Annotated in this window: 16 protein-coding genes; 10 read left to right on the top strand and 6 right to left on the bottom strand. The window is 67.0% G+C overall.

The features are described 5' to 3' along the window. Positions 1-286 precede the first annotated feature (286 nt). The 10 genes from ACTIGJ_RS01875 (at position 287) to ACTIGJ_RS01830 (ending at position 11,536) form a co-directional block, all read left to right on the top strand. On the top strand, positions 287-1,513 hold the full coding sequence (locus ACTIGJ_RS01875) for a porin (RefSeq protein ID WP_439638563.1): 1,227 nt from the start codon (positions 287-289) through the stop codon (positions 1,511-1,513). 454 nt (positions 1,514-1,967) lie between these two features. After that, positions 1,968-3,716 (top strand): PQQ-dependent methanol/ethanol family dehydrogenase, encoded by a 1,749-nt coding sequence (locus tag ACTIGJ_RS01870; protein WP_439638562.1) that lies wholly within the window; start codon positions 1,968-1,970, stop codon positions 3,714-3,716. Positions 3,717-3,881: 165 nt separating this feature from the next. Then, positions 3,882-4,307 (top strand): cytochrome c-550 PedF, encoded by a 426-nt coding sequence (gene pedF / locus ACTIGJ_RS01865; protein WP_439638561.1) that lies wholly within the window; start codon positions 3,882-3,884, stop codon positions 4,305-4,307. A gap of 6 nt (positions 4,308-4,313) precedes the next feature. Beyond that, complete coding sequence (locus ACTIGJ_RS01860) at positions 4,314-5,183, top strand: substrate-binding periplasmic protein (protein WP_439638560.1); 870 nt, start codon at positions 4,314-4,316, stop codon at positions 5,181-5,183. A gap of 27 nt (positions 5,184-5,210) precedes the next feature. Beyond that, on the top strand, positions 5,211-5,981 hold the full coding sequence (locus ACTIGJ_RS01855) for a quinoprotein dehydrogenase-associated SoxYZ-like carrier (protein ID WP_439638559.1): 771 nt from the start codon (positions 5,211-5,213) through the stop codon (positions 5,979-5,981). Beyond that, complete coding sequence (locus ACTIGJ_RS01850; RefSeq protein WP_439638558.1) at positions 5,978-6,925, top strand: quinoprotein relay system zinc metallohydrolase 1; 948 nt, start codon at positions 5,978-5,980, stop codon at positions 6,923-6,925. The genes ACTIGJ_RS01855 and ACTIGJ_RS01850 overlap by 4 nt, the downstream gene beginning before the upstream one ends. Next, a complete protein-coding gene (locus ACTIGJ_RS01845) occupies positions 6,922-8,706 on the top strand; it encodes a pyrroloquinoline quinone-dependent dehydrogenase (protein ID WP_439638557.1) in 1,785 nt (594 codons plus the stop codon). The genes ACTIGJ_RS01850 and ACTIGJ_RS01845 overlap by 4 nt, the downstream gene beginning before the upstream one ends. A 223-nt stretch (positions 8,707-8,929) precedes the next feature. Then, complete coding sequence (locus tag ACTIGJ_RS01840) at positions 8,930-9,583, top strand: glutathione S-transferase family protein (RefSeq protein ID WP_439638556.1); 654 nt, start codon at positions 8,930-8,932, stop codon at positions 9,581-9,583. A 284-nt stretch (positions 9,584-9,867) separates the two neighbouring features. Then, complete coding sequence (locus ACTIGJ_RS01835; RefSeq protein ID WP_439638555.1) at positions 9,868-10,896, top strand: serine hydrolase; 1,029 nt, start codon at positions 9,868-9,870, stop codon at positions 10,894-10,896. 154 nt (positions 10,897-11,050) lie between these two features. Further along, positions 11,051-11,536 (top strand): hypothetical protein, encoded by a 486-nt coding sequence (locus tag ACTIGJ_RS01830; protein ID WP_439638554.1) that lies wholly within the window; start codon positions 11,051-11,053, stop codon positions 11,534-11,536. A 54-nt stretch (positions 11,537-11,590) separates the two neighbouring features. Here the strand turns inward: ACTIGJ_RS01830 and ACTIGJ_RS01825 are convergent, their stop codons facing one another. Genes ACTIGJ_RS01825 through ACTIGJ_RS01800 form a run of 6 tightly spaced genes read right to left on the bottom strand, consistent with a single transcriptional unit; the run spans position 11,591 to position 15,620 of the window. Then, on the bottom strand, positions 11,591-12,295 hold the full coding sequence (locus ACTIGJ_RS01825) for a hypothetical protein (protein ID WP_439638553.1): 705 nt from the start codon (positions 12,293-12,295) through the stop codon (positions 11,591-11,593). 11 nt (positions 12,296-12,306) lie between these two features. Then, positions 12,307-12,825, bottom strand: coding sequence for a hypothetical protein (locus tag ACTIGJ_RS01820; RefSeq protein WP_439638552.1), 519 nt, complete (start codon positions 12,823-12,825; stop codon positions 12,307-12,309). 26 nt (positions 12,826-12,851) lie between these two features. Next, positions 12,852-13,463, bottom strand: a complete 612-nt coding sequence (locus ACTIGJ_RS01815; protein WP_439638551.1) for a hypothetical protein — start codon at positions 13,461-13,463, stop codon at positions 12,852-12,854. A 27-nt stretch (positions 13,464-13,490) separates the two neighbouring features. Beyond that, the gene (locus tag ACTIGJ_RS01810) at positions 13,491-14,168 is read right to left on the bottom strand and encodes a MotA/TolQ/ExbB proton channel family protein (RefSeq protein WP_439638550.1); all 678 of its coding nucleotides are present in this window, start codon (positions 14,166-14,168) and stop codon (positions 13,491-13,493) included. Positions 14,169-14,172: 4 nt separating this feature from the next. After that, positions 14,173-15,459: an FCSD flavin-binding domain-containing protein gene (locus ACTIGJ_RS01805; RefSeq protein ID WP_439638549.1), complete on the bottom strand. Its 1,287-nt coding sequence runs from the start codon at positions 15,457-15,459 to the stop codon at positions 14,173-14,175. Beyond that, positions 15,456-15,620 carry a c-type cytochrome gene (locus tag ACTIGJ_RS01800; RefSeq protein ID WP_439638548.1) on the bottom strand — a complete coding sequence of 55 codons (165 nt, stop codon included), beginning with the start codon at positions 15,618-15,620 and terminating at the stop codon, positions 15,456-15,458. Before ACTIGJ_RS01800 ends, ACTIGJ_RS01805 begins: the two co-directional genes overlap by 4 nt. Positions 15,621-15,893 lie beyond the last annotated feature (273 nt).

The following is a 15,893-nucleotide window of genomic DNA, read 5'->3' as shown; positions in this document are numbered from 1 at the left end:
CGTTAGGGGCGTCCCTCCGATGAAACAGGCCGGCATTTGGCCGGCGCGCTGGAATTTCCCTAAAAATCATTGAATTCAAAGGGATGAGAAATATTCCCGATTTGGCATGTCGATTGCTCTAGCGGGGTCGCCGCCACACTTGTGCGGGTTGCATGTGTCTACAGACCGAAGCTCACCAACAGGTCGAGGACGCCGGCAGCTGAAGAGGAAGTGGGGCGGCGCGGCAAGCAGGTCTGCATTCGCAGGCCGGCAGGTCGTACCTCTCAACAATATTGGGGAATTACAAATGTCCAAGTCGAACCAGCGAAACCTCATTGCGGCCGCTGTTGCACTGCTGTCCTCCACGGGCGCCAGCGCGCTCGAACTCAATGCCGGTGATTACAAGTTCACCGTCAACGGCAACATCAACGTTCACTACGTCTATTCGGATTGCGACAGCAGCAGCCCGGTCGTCATCGGTGGCGGTCTGGCCTGCACCGGCGGTGGCGGCACCGCCAAGTCGGCCTCGGCGGTCACCAACGGCCTGCTGCCGGCGGCGCTGTCGTTCGGCGTGATCACCCAGCAGAACGGCCTCGACATCGAAGGTCACTTCGGTCTGTATCCGGGCATCAGCACCAACGACGGCGGCTCGCCGAACCTGCAGGGCGGCGCCGGCAATGTCGGCCTCGGCACCACTGGCCTCGACGTTCGTCAGGTCTATCTGACGGTCGGCAACAAGGACATCGGCACGTTCACCGCCGGCCGCAATTTCGGCCTGTTCGGTTTCGACGCGATCATCAACGACATGACCATCCCGGGTGTCGGCGCTGCTGGCGCTGCTGCTTCGGGCACGCCGGCGAACACCACGCTGGGCTCGATCGGCCTCGGCTACGTCTACACCGACACGCTGGCGCAGATGAACTACACGACGCCGGCCTTTGCAGGTGCAACGCTGACGCTCGGCATCTACGACCCGCTCAACAGCCTCGGCGGCGCGACCGGCCGCAAGACCCAGCCGGGCTTCCACGGCAAGCTGGCCTACAAGACCGAAGTCGGCGGCACCAAGGTGTATCTGTCGAGCGCCTTCATCACCCAGCAGCAGCGTGACGACGGCGGCAGCGACGACTACCGCAGCTACGGCCTCGACGTCGGCGGCAAGGTCAACATCTCCGACCTGGAACTGGGCGGCTGGTACTACTACGGCAAGGGCCTCGGCACCACTGCGCTGTTCCTGCTGAGCTCCGACGGCAACGGCGGCCGCCGCGGCTCCAACGGCTACCTGGCCCAGGCCACCTACAAGATCGATGCGGTCAAGGTCGGCGTGAATTACGGCGTCAGCCGCCTGAGCGGCGCCGATGGCGAGAACGCGACCGGTCTGGTGCGCAGCAACACCAAGATCACCGGTGGCGTCTACTACTCGTTGACCAAGAACCTGCTGCTGCTGAGCGAAGTCACCTCGGTGACCGCCAAGGCTCACGGCGGCGGCAAGAACGAAGCGCTGAACTTCAACGTCGGCACCTTCCTGTCGTTCTGAGTGCCGGCCTGATCAAGAACCTCTCCTAGCGCCAAATTACCGGGCCTTGTGCCCGGTTTTTTTTGGCCCGGGGAAGGGGGATTTGCCCGCGATGCGGAAGCCGCTCGAACTGTGTCATTTTCGACCCGCAAAGGGCACCGTCCCGGACGCGAGACAGGCCAGATGAGGCTGTCCCCGGCCAGTGACAATGCCCGGATCGCATGATGAAGGCTGGAGCCGGTCCCGCCGCAAGGCCGAGTTTCCAGCGTGGCTCCAGCATCTTGCGGGAGGTTGTTTTCTTGAGTGATATCAAAGCAATAACGCAGCGATCAGCCCTGGTTGGTGGCCTGGATCGGAGGCCGGGCTGGTGGCCTCCGCGTCTTGCCACGATGGCACTGATCGTGCTTAAGGGCGCGCCGGTGACAGTCGTTGCCCGCCACACCCGTACACAACAAAGCCTTGAGGAGAAATAAAAATGTCCAGTAACGCAGTAGCACGCATCACCGCCGGGGCCGGCTTCAAGGCCTTCGCCGGCCCGGTGACCGACGCCATGATCCTGAATGACCAGAACACGCCGAACGACGTGTTGACGGTGGGCATGGGCACGTCCGGTCAGCGTTTCAGCAGCTCGACCCAGATCAACTCCGACACCGTCGTCGATCTGGTGCCGGCCTGGTCGTTCTCGTTCGGTGGCGAAAAGCAGCGCGGCCAGGAAACCCAGGCCCTGGTGCATGACGGCAAGATCTTCATCACCGGTTCCTACTCGCGCCTGTGGGCGCTGGACCAGAAGACCGGCGCCAAGCTGTGGTCGTACGAGCACCGTCTGCCGGAAGGCATCTTGCCGTGCTGCGACGTCATCAACCGCGGCGCCGCGCTGTACGACAACCTGGTGATCTTCGGCACGCTCGACGCCAAGCTGGTCGCGCTGAATCAGGACACCGGCAAGGTGGTCTGGACCGAAACGATCGACGACTTCAAGGGCGGCTACTCCTACACCGCCGCGCCGCTGATCGTGAAGGGGAAGCTGATCACCGGCGTGTCCGGCGGCGAGTTCGGTGTCGTCGGCCGCGTTGAAGCGCGTGATGCCAAGACCGGCAAGATGGTCTGGTCGCGTCCGACCGTCGAAGGCCACATGGGTTACCTGAACGGCAAGGAAAACGGCATTTCCGGCAAGGTCAACGCCACCTGGCCGGGCGATCTCTGGAAGACCGGCGGCGCCGCCACCTGGCTGGGCTGCACCTATGGTGCGGACACCAACCTGATCTACTGCGGCACCGGCAACCCGGCACCGTGGAACGCCTTCACCCGTCCGGGCGACAACCTGTACTCGACCTCGACGGTGGCGATCAACGCCGACACCGGCAAGATCGAGTGGAGCTACCAGTCGACCCCGAACGACCACTGGGATTTCGACGGCGTCAACGAGTTCATCTCCTTCGACCTGAAGAAGGACGGCAAGACCGTCAAGGCCGGCGCCAAGGCGGATCGCAACGGCTTCTTTTACGTCCTGAACCGCGAGAACGGCAAGCTGCTGTCGGCCAGCCCGTTCGTCACCAAGCAGACCTGGGCCTCGGGCGTCGACCTGAAGACCGGCCGTCCGGTGGAGTCGAACAACCGTCCTGGCGACCCGCAGAAGGCCGAGAAGGGTTCCTCGGTGTTCGCGGCGCCGTCGTTCCTGGGCGGCAAGAACTGGATGCCAATGGCGTACTCGGGCCAGACCGGGCTGTTCTACGTGCCGGCCAACGAGTGGGGCATGGACATCTGGAACGAGCCGATCACCTACAAGAAGGGTGCGGCCTACCTCGGCGCCGGCTTCACGATCAAGCCGCTGTATGAGGACTACATCGGTGCTCTGCGCGCCGTCGATCCGGCCACTGGCAAGATCGTCTGGGAGTACAAGAACCCGGCTCCGCTGTGGGGTGGCGTGATGACCACCGCCGGCAACCTGGTGTTCACCGGCACGCCGGAAGGCTTCCTGAAGGCTTTCGACGCCAAGACGGGCAAGGAACTGTGGAAGTTCCAGACCGGCTCGGGTGTTGTCGGCCAGCCGGCCACTTGGGAAATGGATGGCGAGCAGTACATCGGTGTTGCCTCCGGCTGGGGCGGCGCAGTCCCGCTGTGGGGCGGCGAAGTCGCCAAGAAGGTCAAGGACATCAGCCAGGGTGGCTCGTTCTGGGTCTTCAAGCTGCACAAGGCGGGCAAGGCCACGGTTGCTCAGAAGTAAGCCTCGCGCGTCGCGTTTGACTACACGATAAGCGGAACGGAAAAGGAGCCCGGTCATTCGGGCTCCTTTTTCGATTCACGCGGTCTCACCTGTATTCCCGAACCCCGTTCAACTTTCCACGATTCCACGTACCGGAATTTCCTTCACGCAACACTGGAAACCACGATGACCCGCAATCTGATCAAGTCTTCCGCCATCGCTGCCGTCGCCGCCCTCGGCCTGCTGAGCAGCTCCGTCTTCGCCCACGGTGATGTCACCCCGCAGGCCGTCGATACTTCGAAGCTGCCGCCGCTGAAGGGGCCGGTCGACAAGAACCCCTACGTCGGCAACGCCGAAGCAATCAAGCTGGGCTCGTCGGCGTTCAACCAGAACTGCGCCCGCTGCCATGGCCTCGGTGCCGTGTCGGGCGGCATCGCGCCGGATCTGCGCTACCTGCCGACCGACCAGCCGACCGACGAGTACTTCAAGGGCAAGGTCCAGAATGGCGCGGTCCGCAATGGCGTCACCTACATGCCGCCGTTCAAGGACGTGTTCAAGGAAGAAGCGATCTGGGCGATCCGCAGCTACCTCGTCAGCATCCACGTCGAATAACGCCGGATGAAGCCCTACAAGGCAATGGTCGCGGGGCTGGCGCTGCTGGCCTCGACGATCTCGGCGACCGCGAGCGCCGATGATGATGTCGACGGGCTTGATCGCGTCCGCCAGAAGGGCGCCATCGAGTTCATCGTCTATCGCGACTTCCCGCCGTACTCCGACGAGCGCGGCGGCCAGTTCACCGGTGTCGACGTCGACATGGGCACCGCGCTGGCGGCGGCGCTGAACCTGAAGGCGACCTTCCGCACCTTCATTCCCGGCGACGATCTCGACGACGACCTGCGCAACCAGCTGTGGCGCGGCACGGTCGTCGGCGGCACGGTCGGTGACGTCATGCTGCATGTCGGCGCCGATCCGCAGTACGTCGCCCGGCAGGACAAGGTGTCGATCTTCGGCGTCTATTACCGCGAGGCGCTGGCGGTGTCGTTCGACCCGAAGCGGTTCGCCAGCTACAGCACGCTCGATGATCTGGACGGCCACAAGGTGGGTACGGAACTGGGCACGCTGGCCGACCAGTACCTGACCAACTTCCATGGCGGCGCCATCGCCAAGGCCGTGCGCCGGTATCCGACCCTGGCCGAGGCCGTGAAGGCCTATTGCGATGGCACCCTCGACAGCGCGATCGCGCCGAAGGGCGAACTGCAGGGGCTGATGCACGACAACGGCTGCCCCGCCCGTTATGCCGCACCGCAGCCGCTGGTGCTGCAGGGCATCTACCACGGCGCCTGGGAACTCGGCATCGCGGTGAAGAAGGACAGCCCGAAGCTGCGCGACGCGTTGGCCAACGCGATGGCGAAGCTGATCGAGAGTGGCGAGCTGAAGGCGATCTACGCCCGCCACGGCATGGACTACACCGCGCCCGGTCTTCGCTGACCGGGCCGGACGCAACCGGGAGTCTGCATGACGAAGCCGCTGCTGCAGGTGCTGGCCTGGCTCGGGCTGGTGGCCGGTGGGCCGGTGCTGGCCGCCGCCGAACTGCCGGCTGATCCGCTGAATTCTCCGGCCTGGAGCACGATCGCCGGCCGCTATTTCAAGGGGCAGCCGGTGGTGTTCGACGCCCGGGTCAAGGTCACCGCGCCGGCCAGCGCCGAAGACCCGCTCGACGTGCCGGTGCAGATCAGCGCCGACGGCCTGGCCGATGTCCAGGAGATGCTGGTCGTTGCCGATCTCAATCCGATCCAGAAAATCCTCAGCTACGAGCCGCTGCGGGCGCAGCCGTCGCTCGCGTTCCGCTTCAAGGTCGAGCAGTCGACGCCGATCCGTGTCGCGGCGCGGACCCGGGACGGCGTCTGGCATCTCGGCGGCGTCTGGCTCAGTGCGGCCGGCGGTGGCTGCACGACGCCCAGCTACGGCAGCGCCGATCCGGTCTGGCAGACGCGGCTGAACGAAGTGCGTGGCCGCCTGTGGCCGGCCGAGGACCACAGCGGCCAGCGGCTGCGGCTGCGCGTGATCCATCCGATGGACACCGGCCTCGCCAACGGCATCCCGGCGTTCTACATCGATCGCATCGTGCTCAGCGATGCCAAGGGCGTGACGCTGGCGCGGCTCAATACCTTCGAGCCGATCGCCGAAAACCCGGTGCTCAGCTTCGACCTCAAGTGCAGCGGCGCCGTGCAGGTCAGCGGCGGCGACATCCAGGGCAACCGGTTCTCGGCCGAGATCACGCCGTGAGCCGGCTGCGGCTGCTCGCGGCGCTGGCCGCCGGTGTGTCGACCCTGGCCACCGCCGCCGGTTTCGATTACCGGCTGCAGCCGGTACCGGTCGCCGATGGCGTCTACACGCTGATCGGCAAGTCGGAAAACTTCAGCCGCGACAACGGCGGCAACATCGTCAACACCGGCTTCATCATCGCCCCTGATGGCGTCATCGTCATCGACAGCGGTCCGTCCAAGGGCTACGGCGAGCATCAGCGCGCAGCCATCGCCAAGCTCACCGGCAAGCCGGTCGTGCAGGTGCTGCTGACCCACGCGCACCCGGACCATGTGCTGGGCAGCCAGGCGTATCCGGGCGTTCCGGTGGCCAGCTTGCCGGCCACCACCGCCACGCTGACGCAAAGCGGCGACGCGCTGCTCGGCAACCTGTACCGGCTGGTGGGCGATGCGATGCGCGACACCGAGGTGCGCCTGCCGAACGCCGAGGCGCGCGACGGTGCGGTCACCATCGCGGGCCGCAAGCTGCGGCTGATCGCCGCGCGCGGCCATACCGATGCCGATCTGATGGTGTTCGATGACGCCACGCGCACGCTGTTCGCAGGCGATCTGGTGTTCTTCGACCGCACACCGACCACGCCGAACGCCGATATCCCGGCCTGGCTGGCGACGCTCGACGCCATCGACGCGCTGCCGTTCGCGGCGCTGGTGCCGGGCCACGGCCCGGTGCTGCGCGACCACGCCGGCATCGCCCAGACGCGCGACTATCTGCGTTGGCTGAGGGACAGCCTGCAGGGGGCGGCCCGCCGTGGTCTGGACATGCCCGAGGTGCTGGAATTGCCGGTGCCCGAGCGCTTCCGCCACCTGGCCGTGCTGCGCACCGAGTACGAGCGCTCCGTTTCGCACCTGTACCCGGCGTACGAACTGGACACCCTGCCCACGATCCCGAGATCGAAGCCGAAATGACCACTCGCAACCTGCTGCACCGCTTCACGGCCGCTGCGCTGATCACGCTGACCGGAAGCGCGGCGGCAGCGACTGTGCCGGCCAAGCTCGACTGGCCGCTGTACGGACTGGATGCCGCCAACCACCGGCTGGCCGCGATCACCGCGATCAATCCGAAGACGGTCGGCAAGCTGGTGCCGAAGTGGATCTACCAGAGCGGCGTCAGCGGCACCTTCCAGGCCACGCCGATCGTTGTCGATGGCCGCATGTACGTGTCGTTGCCGGGCGCCCACGTGGTGGCGCTCGATGCCCGCACCGGCCGCGAGCTGTGGCGCTACGAGCACGTCAAGCGCGTCGAGAAACTCTGCTGCGGGCCGGCCAACCGCGGGGTCGCGGTTTCCAACGGCCGGGTGTTCGTCGGCACCGTCGATGCCCGGCTGATTGCCCTCGATGCGGCCAGCGGCAAGCTGCTGTGGGATGTCGAGGTCGCCCGCAATGACCGGCCCGAAGAAACCGTTGCTGGGCTGGCTGCCAACGACCAGCTGAAAGGCCAGAAGGTCAGCGGCGCGTCGGGCGTCGGACTGGCGGCGGCACCGCTGGTGTTCGAGGACCGCGTGATCGTCGGTGCCAACGGCCTCGGCTACGGTCTGCATCTGGACAGCACGCGGCCGGGCGCGCCGCTCGGCGCCGTGGTCGGTCTGCCGGGCGCTTTCGGGGGCGTCGGCTTTCTTGCCGCCTTCGACGCCGCCACCGGCAAGCCGCTGTGGCGCTTCGACACCATTGCCAAGCCCGAGGACGGCGGCTGGGAAGGCGGTTTCTCGGCAACCGCTGCTGGCGGCGTGCCGATGAACCGCGATCTCGCCGCCGAGCGCGCGCAGGCGGAAGCTCGCCGCGATGCCTGGAAAAGCGGGGGCGGTTCGATCTACTCCACGCCAGCGGTCGACCCGGCCACCGGCATCGTCTACTTCGGCGTCGGCAATCCCAGCCCGCAGATGAACGGCGACGGCCGTCCGGGCGACAACCTCTACACCTCCAGCCTGGTTGCGATCGATGGCCGTACCGGCCGCCGCCTGTGGCACTGGCAGCAGGTGCCGCACGATCTCTGGGGCTATGACGTCGCGTCGCCGCCGGTGCTGATCGAGGCTACTGTCGGCGGCAAGCGAGTGCCGGCGGTGGCGCAGGCATCGAAGCTCGGCTGGATGTTCGTCCACGACCGCGCCGACGGCCGGCTGCTGTACAAGTCCGAAGCCTTCGTGCCGCAGGCCAACCTGTTCGCCCAACCGACCCGTGAAGGAGTGACCATCGCGCCGGGCATCGGTGGCGGCGTCAACTGGTCGCCGGTGGCGGTCGATGCGCCGCGCGGCCTGGCTTTCGTCGCGGCAATGCACTGGCCGACCACCTACACGGTCAAGGAAATCCCGGCCGCCGACGGCAAGCCGGCTGTGCCGTACTTCGCGGCCGAGCCGTCGCCGGGCGAACGCTGGGGCGCGCTGGTGGCCGTCGACCTGAACCACGGCGGCAAGCTCGCCTGGACGACACGCACGCCGCAGCCGCTGATCGGCGGCGTGCTGGCGCTGAAGGGCGGGGTCGTGTTCACCGGCGAGGGCGACGGTCATCTGTCGGCCTTCGAATCCGCCACCGGCAAGCGGCTCTGGCAGTTCAACTGCGGAGCCGGTGCCAACGCGCCGCCGGTGGCCTACGTCATCGACGGCAAGCCGTACATCACCGTGGCGGCCGGCGGCAGTGCCATCTGGGGCTATCGCCAGGGCGATGCCGTGGTGACCTTCGGCCTGCCGGACTGACGCAGTCGGCGCTGCCGCCCTGCAGCCCGTACGGCGAGTCTTGAAGGGGCGAACCCTTCATCGCCCGGTTATATCGGTATTCCTGTCTCTGCGAGTGCAGAATGCCGACACTGGCCGAATTTTCTTAACAGTGTTCCGGAACCCGGCCGGGACCATTTCACCGGCAGCAAGAGCGTCGGATGTCAGCGGCGCACCCCCAAGAACGTCATCGATGAGGAGCACCATGAAGCTGATCAATTCCTTCGGCCCCAACCCGCGCGCCGTGCGCATGTTCCTGGCCGAAAAGGGCATCACTCTCGACAAGCAGGACATCGACATCCTCGGCGCGGTCGACAACCGCCAGCCGGCCTACCTCGCCAAGAACCCGGGCGGCCAGACGCCGGCGCTGGAGCTCGATGACGGCACGGTCATCGGCGAGACCGTGGCGATCTGCGAATACCTCGAAGAAAAGCACCCGACGCCGGTGCTGATCGGCTCGAACGCCAAGGAGCGCGCCGAGTCGCGCCAGTGGCAGCGGCGCGTCGAGCTGAACGTCACCGAAAGCATGTACAACGCTTTCCGCTACGCCGAGGGCTACGGCCTGTTCAAGGACCGCGTGCACTGCATCCCGGTGGCGGCGCCGGAGATGAAGGTATCGGCCCAGAAGTGGGTCAAGAAGATCGACGGCCTGATCGCCGGTCGCAACTTCATCGTCGGCAACGAGATCCGCCTCGCCGACATCATCCTGTACTGCTGCATGGACTTCGTGAAGGACGTCGGCCAGCCGATCGACCCGGCCAACGCCAACATCAATGCCTGGTTCAAGCGCATGGATGCGCGCCCGAGCGCAGCCTCCAGCCTCAGCCCGAACTGGGCTGACGTGAAGATGCGCGGCTGATCCGGCTGCGCCGCTGGTTCGCGGCGAAGGGCCCGGCATCGCACTGCGATGCCGGGCCTTTTCATTTGCGGCGACTGCGGGTCGGGCCTGCGGTCGTCGATTTCGGCCAGTCGCCACTGTTCGCCACCGTCATCCGATCAGCGGCATCGCCGGAGACATCAGGAGTTACTGGAAATGGCGACAGCAGGTCGTTCAAATTGCTACAGTTTCAAGACGAACTGACATCTGCCTGACCCCGAGCCCACGTGATCGCATCCTTTTTTCGCCGGCCCGCGCCCCGTTCCGTGATCCTCGGCCTCGTCGTGACCCTTGGCGGACTCGCGCCGACGGCGTTCGCTCCGGCTCAGGCGGCTGCATCCGGCAGCACCGTGGAGCGTCCGGCCCCGACCGCCAAGCCCGCCGTACGCAAGGCAGCAGCACCAGCTACCCGCAACGCCGCGAAGGCCAAACCGGCTCCGCGCAAGCGCGGCAAGTCGACCCGCGCGATCAGCCCGGTCGACGCTGCCGTCGGTGACCTGACGCTGCGCTCGAACAGCGTGCTGGTTGTCGATCAGGACAGTGGCGAGCCGGTGGCGCTGAAGAATCCCGACGAGGTGATGCCGATCGCCTCGCTGACCAAGCTGATGACCGCCCTCGTCGTGCTCGACGCCGGCCTGCCCCTCGACGAGGTGCTGGAAATCGGGCCTGAAGCTGTCGACACCGACCGCCACACGCATTCGCGTCTCGCCGTCGGCACCGAACTGCGTCGTGACGAGATGCTGCTGCTGGCGCTGATGTCGTCGGAAAACCGCGCCGCCAAGTCGCTTGGCCGGCATTTCCCCGGCGGCCGCGCGGCGTTCATCGCCGCGATGAACGAGAAGGCGCGCGCGCTGGGCATGACCCATACCCGCTTCGCCGACACCGCCGGCCTGTCGAACGGCAGCCAGTCGACGGCGCGCGACCTGCAGCATCTGATCCGCGCCGCGCACGCCAAGCCGCTGCTGCGTGCCTATTCGACGCAGCCGGAAGCGGACGTCAGGGTGAAGGGCCGGATGCTGACCTTCGTCAACAGCAATCGTCTGGTTCGCAGCACCAGCAGCGACTGGAAGATCGATCTGCAGAAGACCGGCTTCACCAACGAGGCCGGCCGCTGCCTGATCATGCATGCGACGGTGCTCGGCCGCCGGCTGCTGATGGTGTTCCTCGATTCCAACGGCACCATGACCCGCTACGCCGATGCCGCCCGGGTGCGCCGCCAGCTGGAACTGCAGGCGCGGGCCGGCAGCAAGCCGGTGAAGACCCAGGAAGCGGCGGTGATCGGCGCGGCCTCCTGAGCCGCGTCGTCGCGTCGCTCGGGCGGGCGGCAGCGGGATCGTCGAACCGCCGGCAATCGCTTCTGCGCCGTTGATCTGGGCGCTGCTCGCCCGCGCAGCAATTCGTGGCGTGTCGGCGCATCATCGAAGCCTGTCCATCCCGATGGAGGCGGCCATGATCGAATCCGCAGCAGTTCGCCGTCGGCGGATCCCGGCCTTCGCGCTGGCCGTCACGCTGCTCCTGCCCGTGGCCGGCGGCGCCCCGGCGCGGGTCCTTGCCGACGAGGCACCGGCGGCCAAGCCGGCTGCTGCCGCCAAGGCCAAGCCCCGCAAGCCCGCCAGGCGCAAGCAGGCTGCGCCGCGTTCGCGGACCGGTGCGCTCGATCTGTCGGTGCCCAGCCTGCCCGGCGATCCCGCGCGGCTGCTCCCCGGCCCGGTGAGTGCTGGCGGTGGGGCGCGCAGCCCGGCACCCGGCACCCTGACGGTGGCCGAGCGCGACGCCGAGACCTACAAGACCGAACCGCTGTTCCAGGCCGAGCAGAAGCTGCAGATCCTCGACGCCGAAGTGCCGGTGTCGGTCAAGCTCGGCAAGTGGAAGACCTCGGAGGAATCCAAGGCGCTCGGACTGTCGGCGACGGTGCCGCTGAAAAGCACGCCGTAGGCCATACGGCGGGCGCGTTCCGCGGAACTGCCGGCCGCGCGGCCGCCGTCGTTTCTAGCGTTCGAAGGCCTGCAAGGCCATCGTCACTTCGCCGCCGACGATCTGCGTGGTTTCCAGCGGCTCGGAGCGCTCCAGCTTGATCAGCCCGACGCCCGGCGCGTACCACTCGGTGTGGCGGATCACCACTTCCGAGCCACCGAGGCGGGGATCGGCCAGCACGTGGATCAGCGCATCGCCTTCGGCCTTGATGCAGTGCTTGAAGGTGCCGGCCGGCACGGTCACTTCCTCGTCAACGGCGGTTACCTTCATCGCCAGCGTGAAGCGCACCGAATCGTGATGCAGGAAGCGCTCGCGGAACGGCACCGCGCGCTCCAGGATGAACGGCTGACTCGGCTGTTCCCAGCTGTCGCCAAGCTTGGGCGCCACCGGCAGCACGGTGCGCGGCACGGCGTCGTTGCGCGGCTCGAGTTCCACCGTGGTCCGCAGCGCGCTGCGCACGATGTTGCCGTCGACCAGCTTCAGCCAGTACTCGGTGCCCAGGCTGTTGCGGCGTAGCCAGTAGGTTTCGCCATCTCGTTCGCGCGGGCCGGCGCTGGTGATCTCGAAGGTTTCGGTCTTCTCGCCCAGCGGATTGGCTTCGTGCAGTTCGTAGGTCCAGCGCTGGCCGGCCGCCAGCGGGAAGTACGGCGTGTCCGGCGCGCCGCTGCAGGCGGCGAGCACGAAACCGGCCGAGGCGGCGAGCATCAGGCGCAGGGTCATGGCGGCGCGCCTCACTTTTCCGGCAGCGCCGGGTCGGGCAGGTCGGCCAACGTGAAGTTCGCCGAACCGGCGCTGCGCTTGGCGTCCGACACCAGGTTGGACTTGTTGCGGGTCCCGCTGGCCTTGCGGCCGATCTGCGGCAAGCCCTGCTGGCGTTGCCGTTCGCGGGCGTCCTGGATCTGCTTGTGATCTTCGGGCTGGTACGGCAGTTCGTAGCCGCGCGGCTCCGGCGCGGGGCCTTCCGGTGTCAGTTCGGTGGCCCAGATATGGATCAAGCCGGGATCGCCGGTCGCGGCGTTCGGCTCGCGGACGCTGGCGGCGTGATACAGGAAGCGGTCGGGCAGCGGCTGCCGGGTCGGCCAGCCGGCCAGCCGTTCCCAGGCGTGGTGGGTGACGACCGCCATGCCGACGAAGGCCAGGATCAGCACGGTCTTCAGCCGCGCGGGAAGCGTGGTGCGGATCACCAGCGCCAGCGCCAGCACGACCAGCAGGAAATACAGCAGCGACAGCAGGACGATGCCTTTGGACATGGTTTCGTACGCGGTGGTGGTGGCGGTCAGTCGCGTGACTTGACCAGCGATTTCTGGAGGGTGTTGATGTTGGTCACGCTGCCGTCGGGCAGCACGGTGAAGCGGACGGCGGTCTTTTCCTCGCCCTGGCGCGTCAGCTGGATGGTGTCGTAGTACAGCACTGTCAGCACCGGATTGACCTTGACGACATTGACCTGCACCGGGACTGGTCCGGTGGAGTTCGACTTGTAGTTGTTGATGTTGACGGTGTACTCGCCGGGCGCCTTGCCGCGCAGGGTCACCACTTCCTGGTTCAGCGGGTTGATGATCTTCTGGCCGTTGACGGTGATGGTGTCGTTGGCTGCGCCGCGGTCGTCGCGATCCAGATGCATCTGGCCGGAGTCCGGATGGCGGAACCAAACCACATCGCCATCGCCGCTTTCCACCCAGGTGTCGATATCGTCTTCCGAGCCGTCTGGCCAGGTGGTGGTGATGATGAACTCGGCCTTGGTGTCGATCACACCGGTCTTCTTCGACGGCGGGTTCAGGAACAGCAGCAGCATGAACATCAGCATCGTGAAGCCCATCAGCACGTTGAACAGCAGATCCGTGAACGGATCGACCTCGAAGTGCTGACGATTGGTACCTCGACGGGCCATCGGCGGGGAGCGGTCTTGAACGAGGACTCAGGCGCCGGCGCGATCGGCGGCCGGCGAAGGAGGCGTTTCGGGCAGCGTGATGATCAGCGCGAACAGCCGGTCCGCCGCGCGATCGATGGCCAGCATCTGGAAGCCGATCAGGATCGAGCCGACCAGCCCGGCGATCGTGTGGTACAGCGATACCCGCATGCCGGTGCCCATGCCGCGGATCAAGGTGTCGATGCCCTGTGCCTGCAGTTCGTTGGCGCTGCCGACCGAGGCCAGCATCATCACGAAGCCGATCACCGTGCCGAGCAGGCCGAGCTTGATGTGCAGGCCGGCCGAGAACCAGCCGAGCTCGGTGCGCCCCTTGATCCGCTCGTGCAGCAGGTCGCCGAGCGGCGTCGCATCACGGCCGCCTAGCGTCGCCCGTTCGCGCAGGAAATCGCCGGTCCACGAGCGGGCCGGCATCGGCGCGCCGGCCAGGTGGGCGAGCAGCGCATCGTGCTGCTGCGACAGCTCCCAGGCCAGCATGCCGATGTAGCTGGTCGCGATCAGGAACAGCACCGCCACGGCCGGCGTCAGGAAGGTCGGATCGTCGAGCAGCAGCAGCTGCAGGTAACCCGGCCCGGTGCTCAGGTAGATCAGGTAGCCGATCGCCGAGACGATCAGCAGCCAGCGATGCCACGGTGAACCGGGCACTTCCTGGGCGCGCAGCGCTTCCACGGCCTTAGTGGCGGGCGCGGCCGAAGCTGTCTGTCGAAATGCTTTCATACCAGTCATGGGCTTGGGCCGCCTCGCGTTGCCGCAGGCCATCCGGCGGGCTCAGCGGACTGAGCCCTTCGGAGACGATGGCGATGCGGCCGCTGGCGGCGGAATAGAAACCGGAAACCGAAATCGCGGCGTCGTGCGCGACCAGGCTGTAGCAGGTGTTGATCATGCGGGCATCGGGGGCGGCGCGGCCATCGAGGGCCGCCGCTATCGCCGCCGCGCACAGCTTGGCCTGCGAGTTCGCCGCGAAGGCCGACTTCGGCATCGGGCTGGCGATGGTGGCGTCGCCGATCACATGGATGCCGGCGTGGCGGGTCGATTCGAAGGTCTGCGGATGCACCGGACACCAGCCGGATTCATCCGCCAGACCGGCGGCGCCGGCGATCGCCGCAGCCTGCTGCGGTGGCACGACCGACGCCAGATGGGTGCCGATCGACGCCGCCTGATCGCGCAGCCAGACCTCGCCGGTCGCCGGATCGACGCGCACCACTTCGCCGCCCTTCGAGCGGCTGATCCACTCGATCATTCCGCCGTAGCGTTCGTCCCACTCGGCCAGGAACAGCGGCCGCTTGGTGAAATCGTCCTTGGCATCGGCAATCAGGATCTTGCAGCGCTTGCGCCCGGTGGTGAGCAGACGCTCGGCGATCAGGCTGGCGCGCTCGTAGGGGCCGGGCGGGCAGCGGTAGGGATTCGGCGGTGCGGCGATCAGCACCGTGGCGCCATCGGGCAGGGCGTCGATGCGGTCGCGCAGCGCCTGCACCTGCGCATCGCCGGTCCAGGCGTGCGGCATGGCACCGGATAGCTCCGCCGTCAGGCCCTCGATTGCGCCCCAGCGCATCCCGATGCCCGGCGACACCACGATGCGATCGGCCTTCAGCCGTTCGCCGCCGGCCAGCGTGACCGTCATCGCCACCGGATCGATCGCCGTCACCGTCTCCACCCGCGTCCGCACGCCATGGGCGCGGCCGATGTCTTCGGTGCTGCGGGTGATGTGCTCGACGCTCGCCAAGCCGGTGACCGCCAGATTGGTGAACGGCCCGGTGCACCAGCGGGCGCGGGCATCGATCAGCAGCACATCGACCTGAGGCGACAGCGCGCGCAGCGTCTTCGCACAGGTGGCGCCGCCGTAACCGGCGCCGATGACAATCACCCGGGCTTTTGGCCGGGCCAGCGCCAGCGTCGGCACTGCCGCGCCGAGAGCGGCGAGTGCAGCCGACTGCAGCCAGCGGCGGCGCGAGCGGTTCATCGCGCGCCGGGTACCCCAAGTTCGGCGGCCAGCGCCTCGATTTCGGCGTCGCTCAGATACTGCGCAAAGCGCGCCATGATCGACCCCGGCGCTGGCGTTTCGCGCGCCGCCCGCAGACTGGCCGCGATCTTCAAGGCCGAATAGCCGGCCAGCGACGGCATCGAGGCCGCGTTGACTGCGGGCTGATGGCAGCCCTGACAGGACAGCGCCAAGGGCGACAACCGCTTGGCCGGCGCAGCCCCGGCCGTTCCGCTTGCCAGCAGGCAGGCAGTCGACAGGCAGACGGCAAGATGGGCGTGACATGAACGCATGGTCGGCGCGGACAGCAGTAAGCGTGCCGTGGGATCGAGCCAGCAGGATAGCGGGCAAGTCCTTGTTTGTGCGGGCGAATGGAGGGATGTCGGGTCAACCCTCGACAAGCCGCTGTCACGAAA

The organism is Nevskia sp. (assembly GCF_051860985.1).
Taxonomy (GTDB): domain Bacteria; phylum Pseudomonadota; class Gammaproteobacteria; order Nevskiales; family Nevskiaceae; genus Nevskia.
The sequence above is the reverse complement of the archived record's forward strand: the minus strand, read 5'-3'. Positions and strand labels throughout refer to the sequence as shown.